The organism is Ruegeria sp. YTSA135 (assembly GCF_059610165.1).
Window position 1 is genome coordinate 107,893 of record NZ_JBXWNC010000002.1, and the last position, 19,613, is coordinate 127,505.

Sequence of the window (19,613 nt, forward strand, 5' to 3'; positions counted from 1 at the left end):
AGAGGAATTATTTCACATTATTGCCAGATCAGGCTAATGGAAGGCCGAAATGTGACAGGAAACGACCGATGAGCCTTGTTCCGGATATCTCAGAACTGCTGGCGCGGGCCCGTGCGGATTTGCGTATGGGGGTTCCTGTTGCCCTGACAGATGACAGCGGGTTCAGCGTGCTAGCCATCGCAACCGAGACGCTGAGCGCGCAGCGGCTTGCGGATTTGCGTAGCGTCGGAGAGGATCCGGTCGTCGCTGTAACCGTACGGCGGGCCGAGACGCTCAAAGCGCGCGCCTATGATGGCGATCTTGCGCGGGTGATCATCCCAATGGATGCGGATATCGCGTGGGTTCAGGCTGTCGCCGATCCGTCGGACGACCTGAATGCCCCGATGAAAGGTCCTCTGATGACTCGGCGTCAGGGCAATGCCAACTTGCATCGCATCGCTATTGCCTTGGCCAAGTCGGCGCGGCTTTTACCTGCGGCTGTTGTTGTGCCAATCGAGGATGGGCGCAGCTTTGCCGCCACCCATGGCCTGACCTGTATCGATCACGCAAGCGCAGCGCCGCATCTGGCTGATCGCAGTGAGTTGCACGAGGTGGCCGCGGCCCGTTTGCCGATGGAAGTGTCCGAAGCTGGGCGGCTTCACATCTTCCGCCCCGAAGACGGTGGCGAGGAGCACTATGCCGTCGAAATCGGACGCCCGGATCGCGACAAGCCGGTTCTCGCCAGGTTGCATTCGGCCTGTTTCACCGGCGACCTTATGGGCAGCCTGAAATGCGATTGCGGTCCGCAACTGAGGGGCGCGCTTGCACAGATGGGCGCAGAAGGTGCCGGGGTTCTATTGTATCTGAACCAGGAAGGGCGCGGCATTGGTCTGGCCAACAAGATGCGGGCCTATTTCCTGCAGGATCAGGGGTTCGATACGGTCGAGGCCAATCATCGACTGGGGTTCGAGGATGACGAACGGGATTTCCGGTTGGGTTCGGATATCTTGAAGTCCCTAGGATTCAACTCGGTACGTCTGCTGACCAACAACCCTGCAAAAATCGCGATGATGGAAAAGACCGGGATTGCCGTCACTGAACGCGTCCCGCTGAAGGTCGGCGAAACGGCCCATAACCGGGGCTACCTGGCGACAAAGGCCGCAAAATCGGGGCATTTGCTTTGACGTCAAATGATCTGGTTCTGACACCTCGCGGAACTCGATTCGCGGGTCGGATGTTTCCGTGCGTGATCGGCAAAGGCGGCTTAACAAACACCAAGCACGAGGGCGACGGGGCCACGCCCGCCGGTGTGCATCACATCGTAGGGATGCTCTATCGGCCGGACCGGATGGCCTGTCCTGCCAATTGGGCGATTCCCATTGGCCCGCGCGATCTCTGGTCGGACGATGGCCGCGACAACCGCTACAACCAACTGGTCACTGCGCCATACGGTTTCAGCCATGAAAAACTGCGACGCGCCGATCCTTTATATGATCTGGTGCTGATCACCGACTGGAACTGGCCCAACGCGGTGCCGGGTCGTGGGTCGGCGATCTTTATTCACCAATGGCGGCGTCCGGGATTCCCGACCGAAGGCTGTGTTGCGTTTCGCCGCGATCACCTACATTGGATCGCTGAGCGGGTTTCATTGGGTACGCGCCTGATCATTCCCCGGGCTTAACGCGCTCACCAAAAATTGCCGACCCCACGCGCACATGGGTTGCGCCCAGCGCAATGGCCTGTTCGAAATCGCCACTCATACCCATCGAAAGACCGGTAAGCCCGTTGCGTTCTGCGATCTTGGCCAGCAAGGCGAAATGCAGGGACGGTTCCTCATCTATTGGGGGGATACACATTAAGCCCTGCACCGGCAGGTCCAGATCCCGGCACTCCGCAACAAAGGCATCTGCATCAGCGGGCAGGATACCTGCCTTTTGATCCTCTTCCCCCGTATTGACCTGAATGAACAGGTCCGGGCATTTACCCATTTCCTGCGCCAGCCGCGCCAGTGTTTTCGCCAGCTTGGGCCGGTCGACCGAGTGGATGGTGCTGAACAAGTCAAACGCTTGACGGGCCTTGTTGGTTTGCAACGGGCCAATCAGGTGCAGATCAACATCTGGAAACTGCTCGGTAAAACGCGGCCATTTTCCGGCGGCCTCTTGCACCCGGTTTTCGCCGAAACACCGATGGCCCTGCTCTAGTACGGCCTGCACGCGCTCATCCGGTTGCACCTTGGAAACTGCGATCAATTTAACAGACCCCGCAGACCGCCCTGCGGCGCTTTCGGCCTTGGCAATACGGGCAGTGATATCTTGCAGCGACATAGATAGGGTACCTCAATCTGCTTCATGCGCAGCAAAACACCATGTCGGCACAAAAGAAAAGGGCAGGCCCGAAGACCTGCCCTTAAACCTTTCGGTTCAGATCAACTTAGAAGTTGAACTGCGCACCGAAGTCAGCAACGACGGAAGAGTCGTCACAAACGTCACAGTCGTTCACACCGATACCACCGCGCAGCGATGCACCGCCGCCCAGGTCGTAGATGGCACCAAGAGCAACCTGCTGAAGGTCTGCATCCGCGTTACCGTCACCGTAAGTGAACAGCAGGGTGGTTGCAGCGCCCAGGTTGTAGGCTGCCGACAGACCCCATGCGGTGCCGTCAGTTGCGTCAACTTCGGTGGCGTCGTCTGCAACAAACACGGTACCCGAGAAGTCGCCGAATTCACCGCCCAATGTCAGAACTGTCAGGCTTGGATCGCTACCACCGAAGTCGTCCAGATCAGTCTGACCGTAGGCAATCGCTGCGGTGATGTTGTTGAACGAGTAGGTCGCGCTGATGTCCCAGCGGTCAGCGTCAACTGCAGCACCGTTCAGGCCCAGAGTCGCTTGGTCGTACGATGCGCCGAACGCAAAGTCACCAACTGCGTACTGGAAGAACACAGCGTTCGCGCCAGAACCGGTCGAGCTGTAAGCCAGGAAGTTGTAGTCAACACCCGAGTACTGACCAGCAAACAGTTCCAGACCAACTTCGTTACCGTAGTAGTTTGCAAGGTTGTCGAACGAACCGGCAACGTTGCCGGCGTCAACACGCAGACCACCGTAGATAACCGAGAAGCGCGCGCCGTTCAGGCCAGCCGAGTTGGCTTCGCCGGTCGACGAGTTTTCGTCGGCTTGCAGACGAACACGGCCTTCAAAGCGAACGCCACCATCGGTTTCGGTGAAACCGTCAATGTTCAGACGGAAGCGCGAAACCAGGATTGCGTCGTCGGTGTCAACAACTGCAGTACCTGTAGTGGTACCAGTTACAGTCGCGCCGCCTGTGGTGGTGGTTGTAACCACGCCAGTGTTAAAGTTGGTTACGGCACCGGTACGGTCTTCGGAGTACCCAATACCAAAGCGGCCATAACCGCTAAAGTTAACGCCGGACTCGGCGGCCGCAACGCCTGCGGTTGCAATCAGAGCCGTCGTTGCGAAGAGAACTTTTTTCATCTTGTTTCCCTCGGTTTCAAAAAGTTTATCTACTCGACACATGCCATAGCATATGTCTCAGCACGGGAACCGTTTCGCTCTTTTTGCCCCCTTTACGCAAGCTTGGCATAAGGACTGCCCGCTCATTGACCCCGAATTGGTGCAAGGATGCCACAGTTGGATTTGAGGGCCGGATGGACCCCACACCAAACCATATGTGACAATAATAGGGTTGTTGCTGAACGGGTCCTTGTCTAGGAGTATCACTCAGACAATGTAGACCAAAGTGAACAGGACCAGTCGACAATGCGCCTGCAGACGATTTTCGGTTTGATCATAGTGACTGCTGCCGTGTCGGCCTGCGGAGAGAATCGGGGCGCCACGCCTAACCCGAATTCGCTTGCAACCGGCGGCAATTCCGATGAGCAGGAACTGAACGATCCGAACCGCTCGACCATCTGGGATGTCTTCAACACGGCTGATGCCGAGCAGGTCACAAACGTGAATCGCTATCTGTGGGCTGCATCACTGGATGTTCTGAATTTCCTGCCCGTTCAGGAGATTGACCCGTTTACCGGTGTAATTGTAACAGGTTACGGCACACCTCCGGGCGGGGGGCGGCAATATAGGGCAACGGTTCACATCAGCGATCCGGCCCTTGCGGCGCGGTCTTTGAGAGTTGCTTTGCAGACCAGCGGCGGCAACCCGGTTAGCGCGGCAACCACTCGCGCGGTCGAAGATGCGATCCTGTCCCGCGCCCGTCAGTTGCGCATTGCGGACAACAAGCTCTAGCAACCCGCCGAAAATCGCAATATTACCACGCCGGGTTCACGCCCGGCGTTTTCATTCACGAAGGACCGCACGATGTCTCGCTATTCGGCCACCGAAATCGAAGCAAAATGGCAAGAGGCCTGGGACAAGGCCGGAATCTTCACCGCCAACCACACGGCGGACAAGCCGAAATACTATGTGCTTGAGATGTTCCCATACCCGTCGGGCCGAATCCATATGGGGCATGTGCGCAACTACACGATGGGCGACGTGATTGCGCGGCACAAACTGGCGACCGGGCACAACGTGCTGCATCCGATGGGCTGGGACGCGTTCGGAATGCCGGCAGAGAACGCTGCGATGGCGATTGGTGGCCACCCGAAGGACTGGACCTATGGCAACATCGCCGACATGCGCGGGCAGATGAAACCACTGGGTCTGTCTATCGACTGGTCCCGCGAATTCGCCACATGTGACCCCGAATACTACGGTCAGCAGCAGGCCTTGTTCCTAGATATGCTTGAGGCCGGGTTGGTTTATCGCAAAAACGCTGTGGTAAACTGGGACCCGGTCGACATGACCGTTCTGGCCAATGAACAGGTCGAAAACGGGCGCGGCTGGCGTTCAGGCGCGCTTGTCGAGCGGCGGGAACTGACACAGTGGTTCTTCAAGATCTCGGATTATTCTGAAGAGCTGCTTGAGGCACTGGATACACTGGACAATTGGCCTGCCAAGGTGCGGCTGATGCAGGAAAACTGGATCGGCCGATCGCGCGGACTGCAATTCGGGTTCGCGCGTACCGACGGGGGAGAGCCGATCACCGTTTACACAACGCGCCCCGATACGCTGTTGGGCGCGTCCTTTGTCGGTATCTCACCGGATCATCCGATAGCCAGACAGTTGGAAGCCGAAAACCCTGAAATAGCTGAATTTGTTGCAGAATGTCGCAAAGGCGGCACTACGGAAGAAGCCATTGAGACAGCCGAGAAGCTTGGTTACGACACCGGCATTCGCGTCAAACACCCGCTGGACCCCAATTGGGAACTGCCGGTCTGGATCGCGAACTTCATCCTTATGGATTATGGCACCGGTGCGATCTTTGCCTGCCCGGCGCATGACCAGCGCGATTTGGATTTCTGCCGCAAGTATGACTTGCCCGTGATCGACACGTTTTTTGCGCTGGATGACAGCACTCCGGTCGACAAGATTGCATTCGTCCCGCCCAAAACCGAAAAAGTCCGCTGGGTGAATCACTTTGCGGGCCTGACCGAGGCCACTGGCGACGAGGCGATCAACGCCACGGTCGATTTCGCCGAAAAGGCGGGTTGGGGAGAAGGCGTCACCAAGTACCGGTTGCGTGATTGGGGCCTGTCGCGCCAGCGCTATTGGGGCTGTCCGATTCCCGTGGTGCATTGCGAAAAATGCGGCGTTGTGCCCGAGAAGAAAGAAAACCTGCCGATCCGTCTGCCCGACGATGTCACCTTCGATAAACCGGGAAACCCGCTGGACCGTCATCCGACATGGCGCGACTGCACCTGCCCCAAATGCGGCGGATCTGCCCGGCGCGAAACCGATACGATGGATACGTTCGTTGATTCGTCGTGGTATTTCGCCCGATTCACCGCTCCGCGCGCTGAAACACCCACCGATCTGGCCGAGGCCGAGTACTGGATGAATGTCGATCAGTACATTGGTGGTATCGAGCATGCGATTCTGCACCTGCTTTATTCCCGCTTCTTCGCACGGGCGATGAACATTACCGGCCACCTGCCCAAGAAAGCCATCGAACCCTTCGATGCCCTGTTTACGCAGGGCATGGTGACGCACGAGATATACCAGACACGCGATGAAAAAGGCCGCCCGGTCTATCACCTGCCCGAGGATGTGACCGACGGCAAACTGGCCGATGGGACAGAGGTCGAGATCATCCCTTCGGCCAAAATGTCGAAATCCAAGAAAAACGTTGTTGATCCGGTCAGCATTATCTCGGCCTTTGGCGCAGACACCGCGCGTTGGTTCGTGCTCTCCGACTCGCCGCCCGAGCGTGACGTAGAGTGGACCGCATCCGGGGCCGAAGCCGCATTCAAGCACCTCAGCCGCGTTCACCGCATCGCAACCGAGATCGCCGCGTCAGACGTTCCGGCCAATGCCGACGACGAAACCCTGCTGCGCGAGATGCACAAGGCCATTCATGACGTGACGGGTGGGGTCGAATCCTTTGGGTTCAACGCCTCCATCGCCAAGCTCTATGCCTTTACCAACACGCTGGCGAAATCCAAGGCAGGCACAGCCGCAAAACGCGAGGCAGCCAAAACACTGGCGCAGCTGATGTCGCCCATGACCCCGCATCTGTCGGAAGAACTCTGGCAGCTTTTGGGCGGCGAGGGGCTGGTTGCCACTGCCCCGTGGCCTGTCGCGGATGAGGCGATGCTGATCGACGACACCATCACCCTGCCGATCCAGATCAACGGCAAACGCCGCGCGGAAATCAGCGTGGCCAAGGATTTGGCCAAGGCAGAGGTTGAAAAAATCGCGCTCAGCACCGAAGCTGTCCAAAAAGCGCTGGATGGTGCCGCGCCGAAGAAAGTGATTGTTGTCCCGGGCCGGATCGTGAATGTCGTTGTTTGACCGCAGAACCCTGTTGTTGATGCCGCTGGCGCTGGCAGCCTGTGGCTTTGAGCCGGTCTATGCACCCGGCGGGTCGGGCGCAGCGCTGAATGGGAAGGTTGCCGTTTCAGTCCCGAACTCGACCGACAGCTACTTGATGGTCCAGAATCTTGAACAACGTCTGGGTCGCAGCGCGAATTCGGGTAATGACTACAATCTGGACGTGAGTGTCGCGACTGTTATCCGGTCGGCCGCTATCACCCCAACCAACGAGATCAACCGCTATACCATTGAAGGCAGAGCGAATTACGCCCTGAAATCCAACAGCACGGGTCAGGTTGTTGCTTCCGGTGCCGTCAATAATTTCGTCGGTTATTCAGCTGCCGGTTCGACGGTCTCAACCTTGGCGGACGAGCGCGATGCCCGGCAAAGGTTGATGGTGATCCTGGCGGACCAGATCGTAAACGAGCTTTATGCCACGCCGGGTCTTGGCTCATGAAGCTCAGCCCGCGCGAGGCTGAGGGGTATTTCGCGCGGCCCGACGCCGACAAGGCCGGGCTTTTGATCTATGGCGCAGATGCGATGCGCGTGGCTTTGAAACGCCAACAGGTTTTGGCCGCACTACTGGGCAGCAATGCCGAAGAAGAAATGCGCCTGACCCGGATGCCGGGCGCTGATCTACGCGGTGATCCTGCCCTGTTGCTGGATGCGGTCAAGGCGGTGGGCTTTTTCCCCGGGCCGCGCGCCGTCTTTGTCGAAGACACTACGGACGTCGCCGCCCCCGCGATCATCGCCGCGTTCGAGGATTGGGCTCCGGGTGACGCCCAGATCATCGTTACTGCCGGGCAACTCAAACCGAGCTCGAAAATCCGCAAAGCGTTCGAGGCACACCCGTCGGCCTATGCGGCCGGTATCTACGACGACCCACCATCCCGGGGCGAGGTCGAACGGGTTCTTAAGCAGTCCGGGTTGGACAACATCCCCAATGATTCGATGTCTGCATTGGTCGAGTTAGCGACCGCGATCAGCCCGGGTGATCTTGCGCAAACCATCGAAAAACTGTCGCTCTACAAGTACGGCGACAGGTCAGAGCTGTCTATCGAGGATATCATGGCCTGCGCCCCCCGCTCAACCGAGGCCGGGCTGGATGATGTTCTGAACGTAGTCGCCGAGGGCCGTGCCGGCGAGATAGGTCCGCTGATTCGGCGCTTGCAGTCCCAAGGCACCAACGCGGTCAGTCTGTGCATCGGTGCGACCCGGCATTTTCGCACGCTTTATGCCTGTGCGTCCGACCCCGGCGGAGCGGCACAGGGGATCGGTAAGCTGCGGCCACCGGTCTATGGCAAACGCCGCGACCGGATTCTACGGCAGGCGCAAGGTTGGGGCGCACCGAAATTGCAGACTGCGCTGACCGTCCTGACCGATACCGACCTGTCTCTGCGCTCAGCAGGCCAAACAGCACCCGCAATGGCATTGGTTGAACGCGCGATGATTCGCCTGGCAATGCTGGCGCGGTCTCGTTAACCCGCGCGCAACCATTCCGCGGCGGATCGCCCGGCCCATTTCCCGGTCGCCAGACAGGCGGTCAGCAGATAGCCGCCGGTTGGGGCCTCCCAATCCAACATCTCGCCGGCGCAGAACACACCGGGCATCGCGGTGAGCATCAGCCCACCATCCAAAGCAGTCCGCTTGACGCCGCCCGCGGTGGAAATCGCTTCGTCCATAGGACGCAGGCTATCGTATCGGATCGGCAGACGCTTGAGGGCCTCGGACCATCGCGTCTGCGGCAGACCGTTGCTTTTGGTCATCTCATGAAACAGCGCGATCTTTTGTGGCGGCAGGCGGAGTGATTTTTTCAGCCATTGTGACAGCGTGGTCTTGGATTTCTTTCCATCAAGCCGGGATTGCAGAGCCGCTTGGTCCAAATCTGGCAGTAGATCAAGGTAGAGCGGCGCACCCTCACGCAACGCTGGGGTCAGGGAATACATCCCCCCGCCCTCTAACCCGCTTGCCGAGATTGTGGCCTCGCCCCGGCTTTGCAGCTTTCCAGCCATCCAGCGCACCGACTTGAGCGGCGAACCGAAATACGGTCGCATATGATCGCTCCAACCAACGGACAAGGCAGCGTTCGCTGGTGCGAAAGGGGCCGTCGCGACACCTGCGTCCCCCAATGTTTTTGCCCACTTTCCGTCTGACCCCAGCCTTGCCCAACTTGCCCCTCCCAGTGCCAGTATTGTCACATCCGGCGTAAGCTGCTGCTGACCGTCCGGTGTTTCGAACAGCAGCGCATCGCGATTCCAACCCAGCCAGCGCCAGCGGGTTCTGATCTGAACGCCCGCGGCCTCAAGCCGGGACAGCCACGCCCGTAACAGCGGCGAAGCTTTCATCACCGTTGGGAATACCCGGCCTGTCGTACCGGTGTATACCTCTTGCCCCAACCCTTGCGCCCAGCACTGTACGCCGGTGGCGTCGAAATCGGCAATCATAGGGCGCAGCCAGCTTGCCGAGTCCCCATACGATTGTAACAAAGTCTCAAGGGGTCCATCCTTGGTCAGGTTCAGACCTGATTTGCCCGCCATCAGAAATTTGCGCCCGACCGAGGGCTTGGCCTCGGCCACAAGAACGTCATGGCCAGCGGCAGACAATTCCTCAGCAGCCATCAAACCTGCGGGTCCAGCCCCGATTATCACTGCCTGCGCCACGACTGCCCCCTTGCTTTCCGCTCCATCCCGCGCATTTCTACGTGAGCCATGTCGAACAGTGATCCGATCTGCCCGCTCTGTGACCGCCCCATTCCGACTGGGGGCGGCAGCCTGCACCATCTGATCCCAAAACTCAAAGGGGGCAAGGGCGGACCGACGGTTTTGTTGCATGTCATCTGCCACAAAGAGGTTCACGCCACCCTGACCGAAGCGGAACTGGCCCGCGAGTTCAACTCCATCGAGGCTCTGCGCGGTCATCCCCGGCTTGAAAAATTCCTGCGGTGGGTCCGGAAACGTCCACCCGGCTTTCGGTCGAAAGTTCCGGGCAAACGCCGCGGGCGGTGATCAACCTGGCCGGACGGGATCACCAAAGGCATCGCGCACGGATCCCGCCAGCCCCTGAACCTCTAACCCGCGATAATCGGGCACCGGCGCAAATTGCGCCCCGGCGAGATGTTGGAATTCCAGCGTTGTGTACGGTCGTTTCCAAAGCCATTCGCGGTTTCCAACAGACCAGATGTCAGGGATTGGCGGCATTTCATCGGTGAAGGCATAAAAATGCAGGTCGAACCCCAATTGGGCCACATCCTGAATTGACAACAGCCGCATACCTTGGGAACGGCAGAAGGCATCCTCGGCGGCGATATCCCCCGTGCGCAAGGTGATCTGGCCGACGCAAGCTTTTGTAAATGGCGCAGTGGGATCGGCGACGTTCAAGGGGCGGTTGGCCTGAAAATCATGTTGCAGCAACTCGATTACAAACCCTTCCGGGTCTTTTAGGTGACACATATAGCCGATGTCGAGAAACTGTTTCGGCTCCGAGACTTCGACACCTTTTTGGCGCAGACGGGATACGGCGAGATCAACATCCGGCACGGTGATCCCGATCTTCCAGTACCTTTGTCCGCCGTCATGCTTATATCCACCTCCACCCGGCATCAAAAGAAGGTCCGCGTCCTGACCGGCATAGCCAACCCTGCGGTTCGGCCCTTGTGCTTGTGCCGTCATGCCCAAAGCATCCGCATAGAAACCTGCAAGCCGTTCGGGGTTCGCGACACGCAGAAACAATGCGGACAATCTCATCGGCACATCGTTGCGATCCCTGCCGCAATCTCAGGCGTGGCGGCCAGGCTGTCAGCGACAAGCTCATGCGCCGTTTGCATCAGTTGATCGGGCTCAACCACCCTGTCAACCAGCCCAAAGCCATAGGCTTCCTCAGCCGTGATCTTTTGCCCGGCCATCAGTATCATCTTGGTGCGCGCTGGACCGATCAAGGCGGCCATGCGCCCGGGATCTGATGGTTGCGGCAGAAAGCCCAACTTCATCACCGGATAAAAGACCTTGGTGTGCGGTACAGCAATTCGAATGTCACAGGCCAAGACCATCCCGTTGGCTCCACCTGCCAGCGTTCCGTTCAAGGCAGCAACCGTAAGACAGGGCAAAGCTGCGATTGCACCCGATATCCGCTCCCACAGGTCCGAGGTAGCAAGGCCCGCCCGCGCCTCACCCAAATCAGCCCCCGCGCTGAACACCTTGCCCGAACCGGTCAGGATCAGAGCGCGCGCCTCGGTCGCGGCCTCGGCAATTTCGGCCAGATCACTTAGCATCGCAGCCGTCAAAGCGTTGGCCTTTTGCGGGTTATTGAGCGTGACCGTCCACAACCCATCTGCCTTGGTCAATTCGATCACGTCAACCCAACCCGTTTGCGGATATCTTCGCGCCGCAGTGAAATTTCGGTGCCCAAAAACTCATCCGCATCGGACGAACACATCCACAGCAACGCCCGGGCGGGCCAGTCGGCGGGGATGTGATCGCTCCACTCCAACTGGCTGACGGCGTTGATGCCGCTGGCCTTGATCACGCGCTGCATATCCGTGGCAACAGTTCCGGGTGAAAGGCCCATGGCGCGGATGCCGTGTATCGACTCTTCAAGATGCAGGCATTCGGTCAACATCTTTGCCCCAGCTTTCGAGGCGCAGTAATGACTCCACGCTTCAATTGCATTAGACGCCGCGCCTGATGAAACGGTAATCACCGTCCCCCCTCCGGCAGCTCGCATCACAGGCAGCGCCGCGCGCATTCCATAGAACACACCCTTGAGATTGATATCGATGGCCGCGCTCCAGGCTGCGACATCGGCATTGGACAAATGAGAGATCGGATCAATAACACCCGCGTTGCCGATCACGACATCCAACCCGCCGAAACGGTCCACACACTCTGCGACGGCCTGTTCGACCTGCGCAAAATTGCTGACGTCACATTGCAGCGCCATGGCTTGATCACCCAGTGCCTCAGCAAGTGCGCCGATCTGATCGCCACTGCGCGCCACCAGTGCAACATTTGCCCCCGCCGCGGCAAAAACGCGCCCCGCCTCGGCCCCGATGCCGCGGCTGGCCCCTGTTATCAGTACGGTTTTGCCCTGCATTTCCACCCTGTACCTCCGTTGTTTTGAGATTAAGTGAATCTCTACCGCGCCAAGGGGGAAAGGGTCCAGCCCTTGCCCCTTGACGCCTGCCTCTGCAGGCACGACGATGCCGGCAAATTGATAAAGAAGGGTTCTCAGATGTCCGTTTTCCTTCGTCGCAGCAGCGGCGCAGTCTTAGCTTATGCCCTTGTCACCCAAGGCGCGCTCGCCGACGTCACCGCCCAACAGGTGTGGGATGACTGGCAAGCCTACTTGTCCCAGATGGGATATACGGTATCGGCAGAGCAATCGACAGCAGGCAATGTGACCACCATCACTGATATGAAGGTGGTCGCCACTGTTCCGGACGCTGGCGGATCGTTTCAAATGAGCGTCCCGCAGATGACCCTGACCGAAAACGGCGATGGCACAGTCAATATCGGTCTGCCGGAAAGCCTTCCGATGACCTTGTCCGGTGAAGAGGATGGCGAGGCGTTCTCGGTCGATATCGAATACTACCACACAGGGTTGGAGATGGTGGTCTCGGGCGATCCTGACGATATGACCTATGACTATTCCGCGCCAGCGCTTGGACTGAAACTGGGCGGCCTGCAAGTCGATGACGAGACCATTCCAGAAGACAGTCTGGACATGGATCTGAAACTGACCGACCTGGCTGGCAGCACGCGGATGAAAATCGGTGACTCCCGGTCAGTTGATCAGAATATGACAGCCGCGACGCTCACCTACGATCTGGTGTTCAACGATCCCGAAGGCTCGGATGACGGCAAGATCAACGGATCGCTGAACCAGCTTACGTTCGAGGGCACCAGCGTGGTCCCGGACAATTTCGACGGGTCAGACCCGCAAGCCTTCTTTGAAAACGGCTTTTCATTCTCGGGTCTGTTTACCTATGCCTCGGGTCAAACCGCGATTGCAGGCACCAGCGAGGGCGAGGCATTCTCGATGGGCAGCGAATCCGAAGGCGGGCGTTTCGGCGTCAGCATCGACGATCAGCGCTTGGCCTATGATGTCGAGCAGAACAGCTCGAAACTGGCGGTGACCACGGATGACCTGCCCTTTCCGATCGAAATCGCGATGGCAAATGCCGGTATGAAATTCGAATTCCCGGTACAGCAATCCGAAGAGGTTCAGCCCTTTGGGTTCGCCATGAACTTGAAGGATTTCACCATGTCGGATGTGTTGTGGAGCATGTTCGATCCGGCAGGCGCCTTGCCGCGTAACCCTGCAACCATTGCGTTGGACGCAACCGGTACTGCGAAAATACTGACGAACTTGTTCGATCCGGAATCGGTCGAAGCCATGGAGAAATCGGGCGAAGCACCGGGCGAGCTGCATTCGCTGAAGATCAACGAACTTTTGGTCTCGCTGGTTGGTGCCAAGCTGACCGGTGACGGCGATTTTACCTTCGACAATTCGAACGCGGCCGAGTTTGACGGTATGCCAACCCCTACGGGCGTGGCGAACCTGCAACTGGTGGGTGCCAACGCCTTGATCGACACGCTGATCAGCATGGGCCTCGTTGACGAGAACGAAGCGATTGGCGCGCGCATGATGATGGGCATGATGGCTGTTCCGGGCGACGCACCGGACACGCTGAACTCAAAGATCGAATTCACCGAAGACGGTCAGATTCTGGCCAATGGTCAGCGCATCAAGTAACAAATTGGGGGAAGGTGGCATCGCTGCCTTCCCCCACCCTTGTCAGCGCGTTCCTATCCGACGAAACAAGACCGAGCCGCCACAACTGACGCGCTGGTCATAGACAAATCCAAGCGCAGAAAGATCATCAAAACACTTTTTGATGCCGCGCAGACCGATCTTGCGCGTATGCACTTCAAGGTAGACTTTTTGCACGTCGGCAAGGTCCGCACCGGCAAACAAATGACTCTCGCCCCCTTCTATGTCGACAATCAGGACATTGGCATCAAAGTCGCGCAGTATATCTGACAACTGACATTCGGGGACGCCGATCTCTTTCACATAGTCCGGGGATGGGTCCATTGAGGATGACCAGAAAGGTTCCCGCACGTAGAATCTGGCTGTACCCAGGTCTTGCCCGTCAGTACGGGCAACCGCGTTAACGACATCTACATCTGAAATGTCATTGGCTGCGTGCACACGTCCGATAAACTCGCATAGCACGGGGTTTGCCTCGACACACAGGACACGGCGCACACCCATACGTGTAACAAGAAAAGATGAAATAAACCCGATCCCAGCCCCAAGTTCGACAACCCTGTCATTGGGGTCGATGAACTTTGGCAGCCCGCTCACCTCGTCTTTTTCATATCGCTCGGCAACGATGGATCGTTTTACTTTTTGGGTAATGATCTGCGGATCGTCGGGTATTTCCACCCCGCGCAGGGTCAGGTTGTCTTTCATGTTGGTCACTTCCCATCTGCACGGCCCGAAAACAAAGCGCCTTTGCCCTGGTGAACCTGTATCGAAAAATCCCGGTCAACGCAGCCTGTTTTACGGCCGCACACGAAGTTTCCGCAGTTTTTTGACAAAAGCTGAACGGCTGCTTTTCATAGCAGGTCTTGCGGGAACGGCAGTCCAAGGCTAGGTCCAGTGCATTGCAACCGGAGGCCGCATGACCCGTACACCTGAAGATATCAGCCATGCCCTGCTGGACGCCGCCCGCAAAGCCGGGGCGGAGGCCGCGGATACCATTGTGATCGACGGATCTTCGGTATCTGTCGAAGTCCGTGGCGGCGCGCTGGAACATGCCGAGCGGTCAGAGGGAACTGATCTTGGCCTGCGGGTCTTGCTGGGTCAGCGGCAGGCGATTGTATCCAGCTCGGACAGCCGCCCCGAAACACTGGCCACCATGGCCGAACGCGCCGTGGCCATGGCCCGCGAGGCACCAGAGGACCCGTTTGCCGGATTAGCTCATTCGGACCAGTTGGCCACCGGCTGGGACCTTTCCGCGCTTGAACTGTTCGATCCAGCCAAGGAACCGGCGGCTGAGGATCTGTTGCAAGATGCATTGGCGGCCGAAGCGGCAGCGCTTGCAGTTCACGGCGTTTCGCAAGTTTCGGATGCGGCGGCGGGCTATGGCACACATCGCGTGCATCTGGCGGCAACCAATGGCTTTTCCGGCGGTTATGCCCGCAGCAGCCGATCCACCTCTTGCGTGGCGATCTCGGGCGAAGGCACCGGGATGGAGCGCGACTATGACGGCGACAGCCGCACCTTCCAAAGCGACCTGCGCAACCCCGACGAGATCGGCCGCACCGCCGGCGAACGCGCCGTGGCTTTGATGGGTGCCCGCAAGCCTGCCACCGGTACGTTTCCAGTCCTGTTTGACGAACGAATTTCATCCTCGCTGATCGGTCATTTGCTGGCGGCCAGCAACGGGGCCGCAATTGCACGCGGGGCGTCTTGGCTTAAGGATTCTCTGGGCGAGCAAGTGCTGCCAGAGCATCTGTCGCTGATCGAAGACCCACACCGCCCGCGCATCTCAGGCTCGCGCCCCTTTGATGCCGAAGGGTTGCCGACGCAACGGCGTGCCATTGTCGAAAATGGTGTCCTGACCGGTTGGACCCTGGACCTGTCCAGCGCGCGCAAACTGGAGATGACCTCGACAGGCAATGCGGCCCGCGGTGTATCCGGACCGCCATCGCCCAGCAACTGGAACATGAGTCTGACGCAGGGCAAACACAGCCGCGAAGACCTGCTTCGCGACATGGGCACCGGACTATTGGTGACGTCGATGATCGGGTCCACCATCAATCCGAACACCGGCGATTATTCGCGCGGGGCCTCGGGGTTCTGGGTCGAAAACGGTGAGATTACGCACCCGGTCAATGAATGCACCATCGCTGGCAATCTTCGCGATATGCTGAAACGGATCATCCCGGCAAACGACGCGCGGCCCTGGCTGTCGCGGGTTGTCCCCTCGATTCTGGTCGAAGGAATGACACTTGCCGGCAGCTGACCTGCAACTTCTGATCGACGCCGCATTAGAGGCCGGAAAGATCGCAACACGGTATTCGGGCGACACGGCGCAACGCTGGGATAAACCGGGCGGTGCTGGGCCTGTGACCGAGGCCGATCTTGCCGTAAACGCCATGCTGGAACAGCGCCTGCCATTCGCCCGGCCCGGCTATGGCTGGCTGAGCGAAGAAACCGAAGATAACAGCGCCCGGTTGTCGAAGGACCGTCTGTTTATCATCGACCCCATTGATGGCACCCGCAGCTTTGCCGAAGGATCGCGCACATGGGCGCACTCTCTGGCGGTCGCCGAGCGGGGCGAAGTAACGGCAGCGGTGATTTTCCTGCCGCGGCGCGATCTGCTTTACGCGGCTGCAAAGGGGCAAGGCGCGACGTTAAACGGTGCCCCGATCCGCGTTTCCGGCGTTTCAGCCTTGGAAACGGCCGAGATTCTGGCCGCCAAGCCCAATCTCGACCCGCGCCATTGGCGGCAAGGTGAAGTGCCGGAATTCAAACGAGTCTACCGCCCCTCGCTTGCATATCGCCTGGCGCTTGTCGGACAAGGCCGGTTCGACGGGATGCTGACGCTTCGGCCGAGTTGGGAATGGGATATCGCCGCAGGCGACCTGATTATCCGCGAGGCGGGCGGCACCTGCTCTGACCGGTTGGGTCATCCTCTGCGATTCAACAACGCAAATCCACGCCTGAACGGCGTGATTGCGGCGGGCGCGGCAGTACACCAGATCTTGCGGGCACGGCTTGACCCCGACAGCACCGGCATTCGCCCATGAGCAAGCCGCGTTCGCTCAGCCTGGCTGCATATCGGGTTCTGTCCTGGGGCGTACCTAACGCGGCCGCCTTATCTTACCCCAAGCGCCCAGAAGGTGAAGTCATTTGGGCGCATATCAGCACCCAAGACCGTCAACGCGCGGTGACCGATTTCTGCCGTCGCCTGCAACAGGTCCGGCCTAATTTGAATGTACTGCTGACAACGCCGCCCGGAGCCGATCTGTCGCGCTGGGATCGGTCCGAGTTTCCGCTTGTCGATCTGCCGCTGGAACAGACTGGCGCCGCGCGGGCATTTCTTGATCATTGGTGCCCGGATATCGGCCTATGGGTCGGGGGCGGCCTGATGCCAAATGTGATTACACGCGCCGATGAGCGGGGTATCCCCCTGATCCTTATTGAGGCGCAGATCGACATCAACATCGCGCGCGGTGCCCGGTGGCTGCCCGATATCACCCGTTTTACGCTGGATTGCTTTCAATCGATTCTGGCCACAACACCCGAAACGGTACGCACCATCCGCCGCCTTGGTATCGCGTCAAGCAAGGTGTCCGAGGCTCCACCCCTGCACGTGAGCCCAAACCCTAAACCCTGGCCTGAAGATGAGCTGATCGAGATCACCCACGCGTTGGCCGGGCGTCCAGTTTGGCTTTCAGCCTGTGTGCTGGATACGGAATTCATCTCGGTCCTTACCGCCCATCGTCAGGCGCTGCGGATACTGCCGCGGCTAACGCTGGTGCTGCATGTGGCGGACGTGGCCGAGGCCGAGCCGCTGCACCGCCGCCTGGAAAACATGGACCTGCGTTGTACCAATTGGGATACGGGCGGGCAGATCGAAGACACTACGCAGGTCATACTGTCGTCCGAACAGGAAGATCTGGGTTTGTGGCACAGGGTCTCGCCTGTCACCTTTATGGGCCGCTCACTTGAACGGGGCGCGGGCGGGCATGATCCACTGGTTGGCGTTGCGCTTGGCTCATCCGTGATCCACGGCCCATTTGTGCATCGGCATCAGCAGATATACGATCAGTTGGATCAGGCAGGGGCAACCCGCATCGTCAGAACGGCAACCGAGTTGGGTGACGCTGTGGTTGAGCTGCTTTCGCCGGACCGCGCCGCGGATATGGCATTGGCGGGATGGCGGATCGTTTCCGACGGCGCACCCCAGGCGGATAAACTGGTCGATATGGTACAGGATTGCCTGGATCAGCGGAGTGCGAAGTGATGCGGGCACCGAACTTCTGGAACACAGCGCCGGACCAACTGGATCTACGCGCGCGTCTTCTGGCGCCGCTGGGGCACGTCTACGCCGCAGCCACGGCGCGGCGGGTCGCGGTCGGCGTGGGCTACAAACCCGGTGTTCCGGTCATCTGCATCGGCAATCTGAACGCAGGTGGCACCGGCAAGACGCCGACCGTGATTTGGATGATCGAGCAACTGCGCGACGCCTGGCATCAGCCACACGTCGTCACACGCGGCCACGGTGGGTCACTGGAGGGTCCGGTGCAGGTCGATCCGACCAAACACAGCGCCGCACAGGTTGGGGATGAGCCATTGTTGCTGGCTGCCTTTGCCGAGGTCTGGGTCGCCAAGGACCGCGCCGCCGGTGCCCGAGCCGCAGCGGAAGCAGGGGCAACTGTGATTCTGCTTGATGACGGGTTTCAGAACCCGTCGGTCGTCAAGGATTTCTCGGTTATCGTGGTCGATGCGGCACGTGGCTTTGGCAATGGGTTGTGCCTGCCAGCAGGACCGTTGCGTGAACCTGTCGATATCGGGCTAAAGCGCGCTGATCTGGTGTTGTCTCTGGGTGATGACGCGGCGCAAACCGAATTTGTGGCTCGTTGGGCGCAAGCCCTGACCAAACCCCATGCAACAGGAGCGGTTGAACCCCTGCAAACCGGTATGGATTGGAGGGACACGCCTGTTTTGGCCTTTGCAGGGATCGGTTATCCCGAGAAGTTCTTTGCCACCCTTCGCCAACAAGGCGCTACATTGCTAAGGGCCGAAGCGCTGGATGATCACCAGCCGTTGACCCCGGCGCTGATGACGCGGTTGGAAAACGACGCCCGCCTGTTAGGCGCGCAGATGGTTACAACGGAAAAAGACGCCGTTCGCCTGCCACCCGCATTTCGAAGCAAGGTGATCACCCTTCCGGTGCGTCTGAGGGTAAATGAGCCCGACAAGATCCGGCAGATGCTGTTGCGGGTTGCCCCCTCGCCTTGAAAGGCGACCGGCCCTGAACAAGCCGGTCGCATCAATTGCTTAGCTACCCAGTTCAGCCTCAATCAGCTTCTTGAAATCGGCATAAGACTGGTTGCCCACTTTCTGTCCGTTAACGATGAACGACGGGGTGGATTGAACACCGTCCCGTTCGGCGTTTTCCTGATACCAGGCCACCAGCGTCTGAGCGCGTGTGCCGTCCTGCAGACAAGCCTCAAGCTGATCATTGTCGATACCGGCCAGTCGCCCGATCTTGCGCAGTTCATCCACGATCTCGGCAGGGCCGCCTGCCTTCGTCCATTCGGATTGACCTTCATAGATCAAATCAGAAATCCCGAAGAACTTTTCAGGCCCTTCGCAACGCGCAACCATCGAGGCCCACAGACCATATCGGTCAAAATACACCTCACGGTAGATAAATTTTACCTTACCAGTGTCGATGAAGTCCTTTTTCAACTGTTTGAACGGGCCGTTATGGAAATTGGCACAATGCGGACAGGTGTAAGAGGCATACTCGATGATTTCGACCGGCGCATCCTCGGCCCCCTGTACCATCTCGACAATTGTCGAGGTGTCTAGGTCGGCTTCTTGTGCTTCGGCGCTACTAATCAGCGGATACGAAGACGTTGAATTCGACAGCGACAGCCAATAGCCGCCTGCGGCAATGGCGACAGCCGCGCAGATTCCAGTTGCAATACGGCTCATTTCTCAGC

20 protein-coding genes are annotated in these 19,613 nt (G+C 59.0%); 12 read left to right on the forward strand and 8 right to left on the reverse strand.

What is annotated here, in order from left to right:
* Positions 1–68 precede the first annotated feature (68 nt).
* Together ribA and AC2FIT_RS03530 are read left to right on the forward strand one after the other, a co-directional pair.
* A complete protein-coding gene (gene ribA, locus AC2FIT_RS03525) occupies positions 69–1,163 on the forward strand; it encodes a GTP cyclohydrolase II (protein WP_496826692.1) in 1,095 nt (364 codons plus the stop codon).
* Positions 1,160–1,660 (forward strand): L,D-transpeptidase family protein, encoded by a 501-nt coding sequence (locus tag AC2FIT_RS03530; protein WP_496826694.1) that lies wholly within the window; start codon positions 1,160–1,162, stop codon positions 1,658–1,660. Before ribA ends, AC2FIT_RS03530 begins: the two co-directional genes overlap by 4 nt.
* Here AC2FIT_RS03530 and AC2FIT_RS03535 read toward each other — a convergent pair.
* Positions 1,644–2,303: a YggS family pyridoxal phosphate-dependent enzyme gene (locus AC2FIT_RS03535; protein WP_496826696.1), complete on the reverse strand. Its 660-nt coding sequence runs from the start codon at positions 2,301–2,303 to the stop codon at positions 1,644–1,646. The genes AC2FIT_RS03530 and AC2FIT_RS03535 overlap by 17 nt on opposite strands.
* A gap of 106 nt (positions 2,304–2,409) precedes the next feature.
* Entirely contained in the window at positions 2,410–3,468 is a 1,059-nt protein-coding gene (locus tag AC2FIT_RS03540; RefSeq protein WP_496826698.1) for a porin, read from the reverse strand.
* Between the two features lie 285 nt (positions 3,469–3,753).
* On the opposite strand from AC2FIT_RS03540, the gene AC2FIT_RS03545 reads away from it, so the two are divergent.
* From AC2FIT_RS03545 to holA, 4 genes are all read left to right on the forward strand, one after another.
* Positions 3,754–4,239: a DUF3576 domain-containing protein gene (locus AC2FIT_RS03545; protein WP_496826700.1), complete on the forward strand. Its 486-nt coding sequence runs from the start codon at positions 3,754–3,756 to the stop codon at positions 4,237–4,239.
* A gap of 72 nt (positions 4,240–4,311) precedes the next feature.
* The gene (leuS, locus tag AC2FIT_RS03550) at positions 4,312–6,846 is read left to right on the forward strand and encodes a leucine--tRNA ligase (RefSeq protein ID WP_496826702.1); all 2,535 of its coding nucleotides are present in this window, start codon (positions 4,312–4,314) and stop codon (positions 6,844–6,846) included.
* A complete protein-coding gene (gene lptE / locus AC2FIT_RS03555) occupies positions 6,833–7,324 on the forward strand; it encodes an LPS assembly lipoprotein LptE (protein WP_496826704.1) in 492 nt (163 codons plus the stop codon). Before leuS ends, lptE begins: the two co-directional genes overlap by 14 nt.
* On the forward strand, positions 7,321–8,349 hold the full coding sequence (gene holA, locus AC2FIT_RS03560; protein WP_496826706.1) for a DNA polymerase III subunit delta: 1,029 nt from the start codon (positions 7,321–7,323) through the stop codon (positions 8,347–8,349). The genes lptE and holA overlap by 4 nt, the downstream gene beginning before the upstream one ends.
* Here the strand turns inward: holA and AC2FIT_RS03565 are convergent.
* Complete coding sequence (locus tag AC2FIT_RS03565; RefSeq protein ID WP_496826708.1) at positions 8,346–9,527, reverse strand: TIGR03862 family flavoprotein; 1,182 nt, start codon at positions 9,525–9,527, stop codon at positions 8,346–8,348. The genes holA and AC2FIT_RS03565 overlap by 4 nt on opposite strands.
* Before the next feature lie 48 nt (positions 9,528–9,575).
* On the opposite strand from AC2FIT_RS03565, the gene AC2FIT_RS03570 reads away from it, so the two are divergent.
* Positions 9,576–9,872: an HNH endonuclease gene (locus AC2FIT_RS03570; RefSeq protein WP_496826710.1), complete on the forward strand. Its 297-nt coding sequence runs from the start codon at positions 9,576–9,578 to the stop codon at positions 9,870–9,872.
* Here AC2FIT_RS03570 and AC2FIT_RS03575 read toward each other — a convergent pair whose 3' ends face one another.
* From AC2FIT_RS03575 to AC2FIT_RS03585, 3 genes are read right to left on the reverse strand one after another with little or no spacing between them, the layout of a single operon-like run.
* The gene (locus AC2FIT_RS03575; protein ID WP_496826712.1) at positions 9,873–10,610 is read right to left on the reverse strand and encodes a VOC family protein; all 738 of its coding nucleotides are present in this window, start codon (positions 10,608–10,610) and stop codon (positions 9,873–9,875) included.
* Positions 10,607–11,215: an enoyl-CoA hydratase/isomerase family protein gene (locus AC2FIT_RS03580; RefSeq protein ID WP_496826714.1), complete on the reverse strand. Its 609-nt coding sequence runs from the start codon at positions 11,213–11,215 to the stop codon at positions 10,607–10,609. The genes AC2FIT_RS03575 and AC2FIT_RS03580 overlap by 4 nt, the downstream gene beginning before the upstream one ends.
* The gene (locus AC2FIT_RS03585; RefSeq protein WP_496827159.1) at positions 11,212–11,961 is read right to left on the reverse strand and encodes an SDR family oxidoreductase; all 750 of its coding nucleotides are present in this window, start codon (positions 11,959–11,961) and stop codon (positions 11,212–11,214) included. Before AC2FIT_RS03585 ends, AC2FIT_RS03580 begins: the two co-directional genes overlap by 4 nt.
* A 132-nt stretch (positions 11,962–12,093) precedes the next feature.
* Here AC2FIT_RS03585 and AC2FIT_RS03590 point away from each other — a divergent pair, with 132 nt between their 5' ends.
* Positions 12,094–13,617, forward strand: coding sequence for a DUF2125 domain-containing protein (locus AC2FIT_RS03590; RefSeq protein ID WP_496826716.1), 1,524 nt, complete (start codon positions 12,094–12,096; stop codon positions 13,615–13,617).
* Between the two features lie 42 nt (positions 13,618–13,659).
* Here AC2FIT_RS03590 and AC2FIT_RS03595 read toward each other — a convergent pair whose 3' ends face one another.
* Positions 13,660–14,340 (reverse strand): FkbM family methyltransferase, encoded by a 681-nt coding sequence (locus tag AC2FIT_RS03595; RefSeq protein WP_496826718.1) that lies wholly within the window; start codon positions 14,338–14,340, stop codon positions 13,660–13,662.
* Positions 14,341–14,551: 211 nt separating this feature from the next.
* On the opposite strand from AC2FIT_RS03595, the gene AC2FIT_RS03600 reads away from it, so the two are divergent.
* The 4 genes from AC2FIT_RS03600 to lpxK are packed head-to-tail and all read left to right on the forward strand — an operon-like array spanning position 14,552 to position 18,903.
* Positions 14,552–15,898 carry a TldD/PmbA family protein gene (locus AC2FIT_RS03600; RefSeq protein ID WP_496826720.1) on the forward strand — a complete coding sequence of 449 codons (1,347 nt, stop codon included), beginning with the start codon at positions 14,552–14,554 and terminating at the stop codon, positions 15,896–15,898.
* Positions 15,885–16,685 carry an inositol monophosphatase family protein gene (locus AC2FIT_RS03605; RefSeq protein WP_224890999.1) on the forward strand — a complete coding sequence of 267 codons (801 nt, stop codon included), beginning with the start codon at positions 15,885–15,887 and terminating at the stop codon, positions 16,683–16,685. The genes AC2FIT_RS03600 and AC2FIT_RS03605 overlap by 14 nt, the downstream gene beginning before the upstream one ends.
* Positions 16,682–17,905, forward strand: coding sequence for a 3-deoxy-D-manno-octulosonic acid transferase (locus AC2FIT_RS03610; RefSeq protein ID WP_496826723.1), 1,224 nt, complete (start codon positions 16,682–16,684; stop codon positions 17,903–17,905). The genes AC2FIT_RS03605 and AC2FIT_RS03610 overlap by 4 nt, the downstream gene beginning before the upstream one ends.
* Entirely contained in the window at positions 17,905–18,903 is a 999-nt protein-coding gene (lpxK, locus tag AC2FIT_RS03615; protein WP_496826724.1) for a tetraacyldisaccharide 4'-kinase, read from the forward strand. The genes AC2FIT_RS03610 and lpxK overlap by 1 nt, the downstream gene beginning before the upstream one ends.
* A gap of 39 nt (positions 18,904–18,942) precedes the next feature.
* Here the strand turns inward: lpxK and AC2FIT_RS03620 are convergent, their stop codons facing one another.
* Positions 18,943–19,605 (reverse strand): DsbA family protein, encoded by a 663-nt coding sequence (locus AC2FIT_RS03620; RefSeq protein WP_496826726.1) that lies wholly within the window; start codon positions 19,603–19,605, stop codon positions 18,943–18,945.
* Positions 19,606–19,613 lie beyond the last annotated feature (8 nt).

What these genes read in the sequence shown, in the direction of transcription:
- ribA (WP_496826692.1), top strand. Translation starts at nt 69, where the DNA reads ATGAGCCTTGTTCCGGATATCTCAGAACTGCTGGCGCGGGCCCGTGCG.
- AC2FIT_RS03535 (WP_496826696.1), bottom strand. Translation starts at nt 2,303, where the DNA reads ATGTCGCTGCAAGATATCACTGCCCGTATTGCCAAGGCCGAAAGCGCC.
- AC2FIT_RS03540 (WP_496826698.1), bottom strand. Translation starts at nt 3,468, where the DNA reads ATGAAAAAAGTTCTCTTCGCAACGACGGCTCTGATTGCAACCGCAGGC.
- AC2FIT_RS03545 (WP_496826700.1), top strand. Translation starts at nt 3,754, where the DNA reads ATGCGCCTGCAGACGATTTTCGGTTTGATCATAGTGACTGCTGCCGTG.
- leuS (WP_496826702.1), top strand. Translation starts at nt 4,312, where the DNA reads ATGTCTCGCTATTCGGCCACCGAAATCGAAGCAAAATGGCAAGAGGCC.
- lptE (WP_496826704.1), top strand. Translation starts at nt 6,833, where the DNA reads ATGTCGTTGTTTGACCGCAGAACCCTGTTGTTGATGCCGCTGGCGCTG.
- holA (WP_496826706.1), top strand. Translation starts at nt 7,321, where the DNA reads ATGAAGCTCAGCCCGCGCGAGGCTGAGGGGTATTTCGCGCGGCCCGAC.
- AC2FIT_RS03570 (WP_496826710.1), top strand. Translation starts at nt 9,576, where the DNA reads ATGTCGAACAGTGATCCGATCTGCCCGCTCTGTGACCGCCCCATTCCG.
- AC2FIT_RS03575 (WP_496826712.1), bottom strand. Translation starts at nt 10,610, where the DNA reads ATGAGATTGTCCGCATTGTTTCTGCGTGTCGCGAACCCCGAACGGCTT.
- AC2FIT_RS03590 (WP_496826716.1), top strand. Translation starts at nt 12,094, where the DNA reads ATGTCCGTTTTCCTTCGTCGCAGCAGCGGCGCAGTCTTAGCTTATGCC.
- AC2FIT_RS03595 (WP_496826718.1), bottom strand. Translation starts at nt 14,340, where the DNA reads ATGAAAGACAACCTGACCCTGCGCGGGGTGGAAATACCCGACGATCCG.
- AC2FIT_RS03600 (WP_496826720.1), top strand. Translation starts at nt 14,552, where the DNA reads ATGACCCGTACACCTGAAGATATCAGCCATGCCCTGCTGGACGCCGCC.
- AC2FIT_RS03610 (WP_496826723.1), top strand. Translation starts at nt 16,682, where the DNA reads ATGAGCAAGCCGCGTTCGCTCAGCCTGGCTGCATATCGGGTTCTGTCC.
- lpxK (WP_496826724.1), top strand. Translation starts at nt 17,905, where the DNA reads ATGCGGGCACCGAACTTCTGGAACACAGCGCCGGACCAACTGGATCTA.
- AC2FIT_RS03620 (WP_496826726.1), bottom strand. Translation starts at nt 19,605, where the DNA reads ATGAGCCGTATTGCAACTGGAATCTGCGCGGCTGTCGCCATTGCCGCA.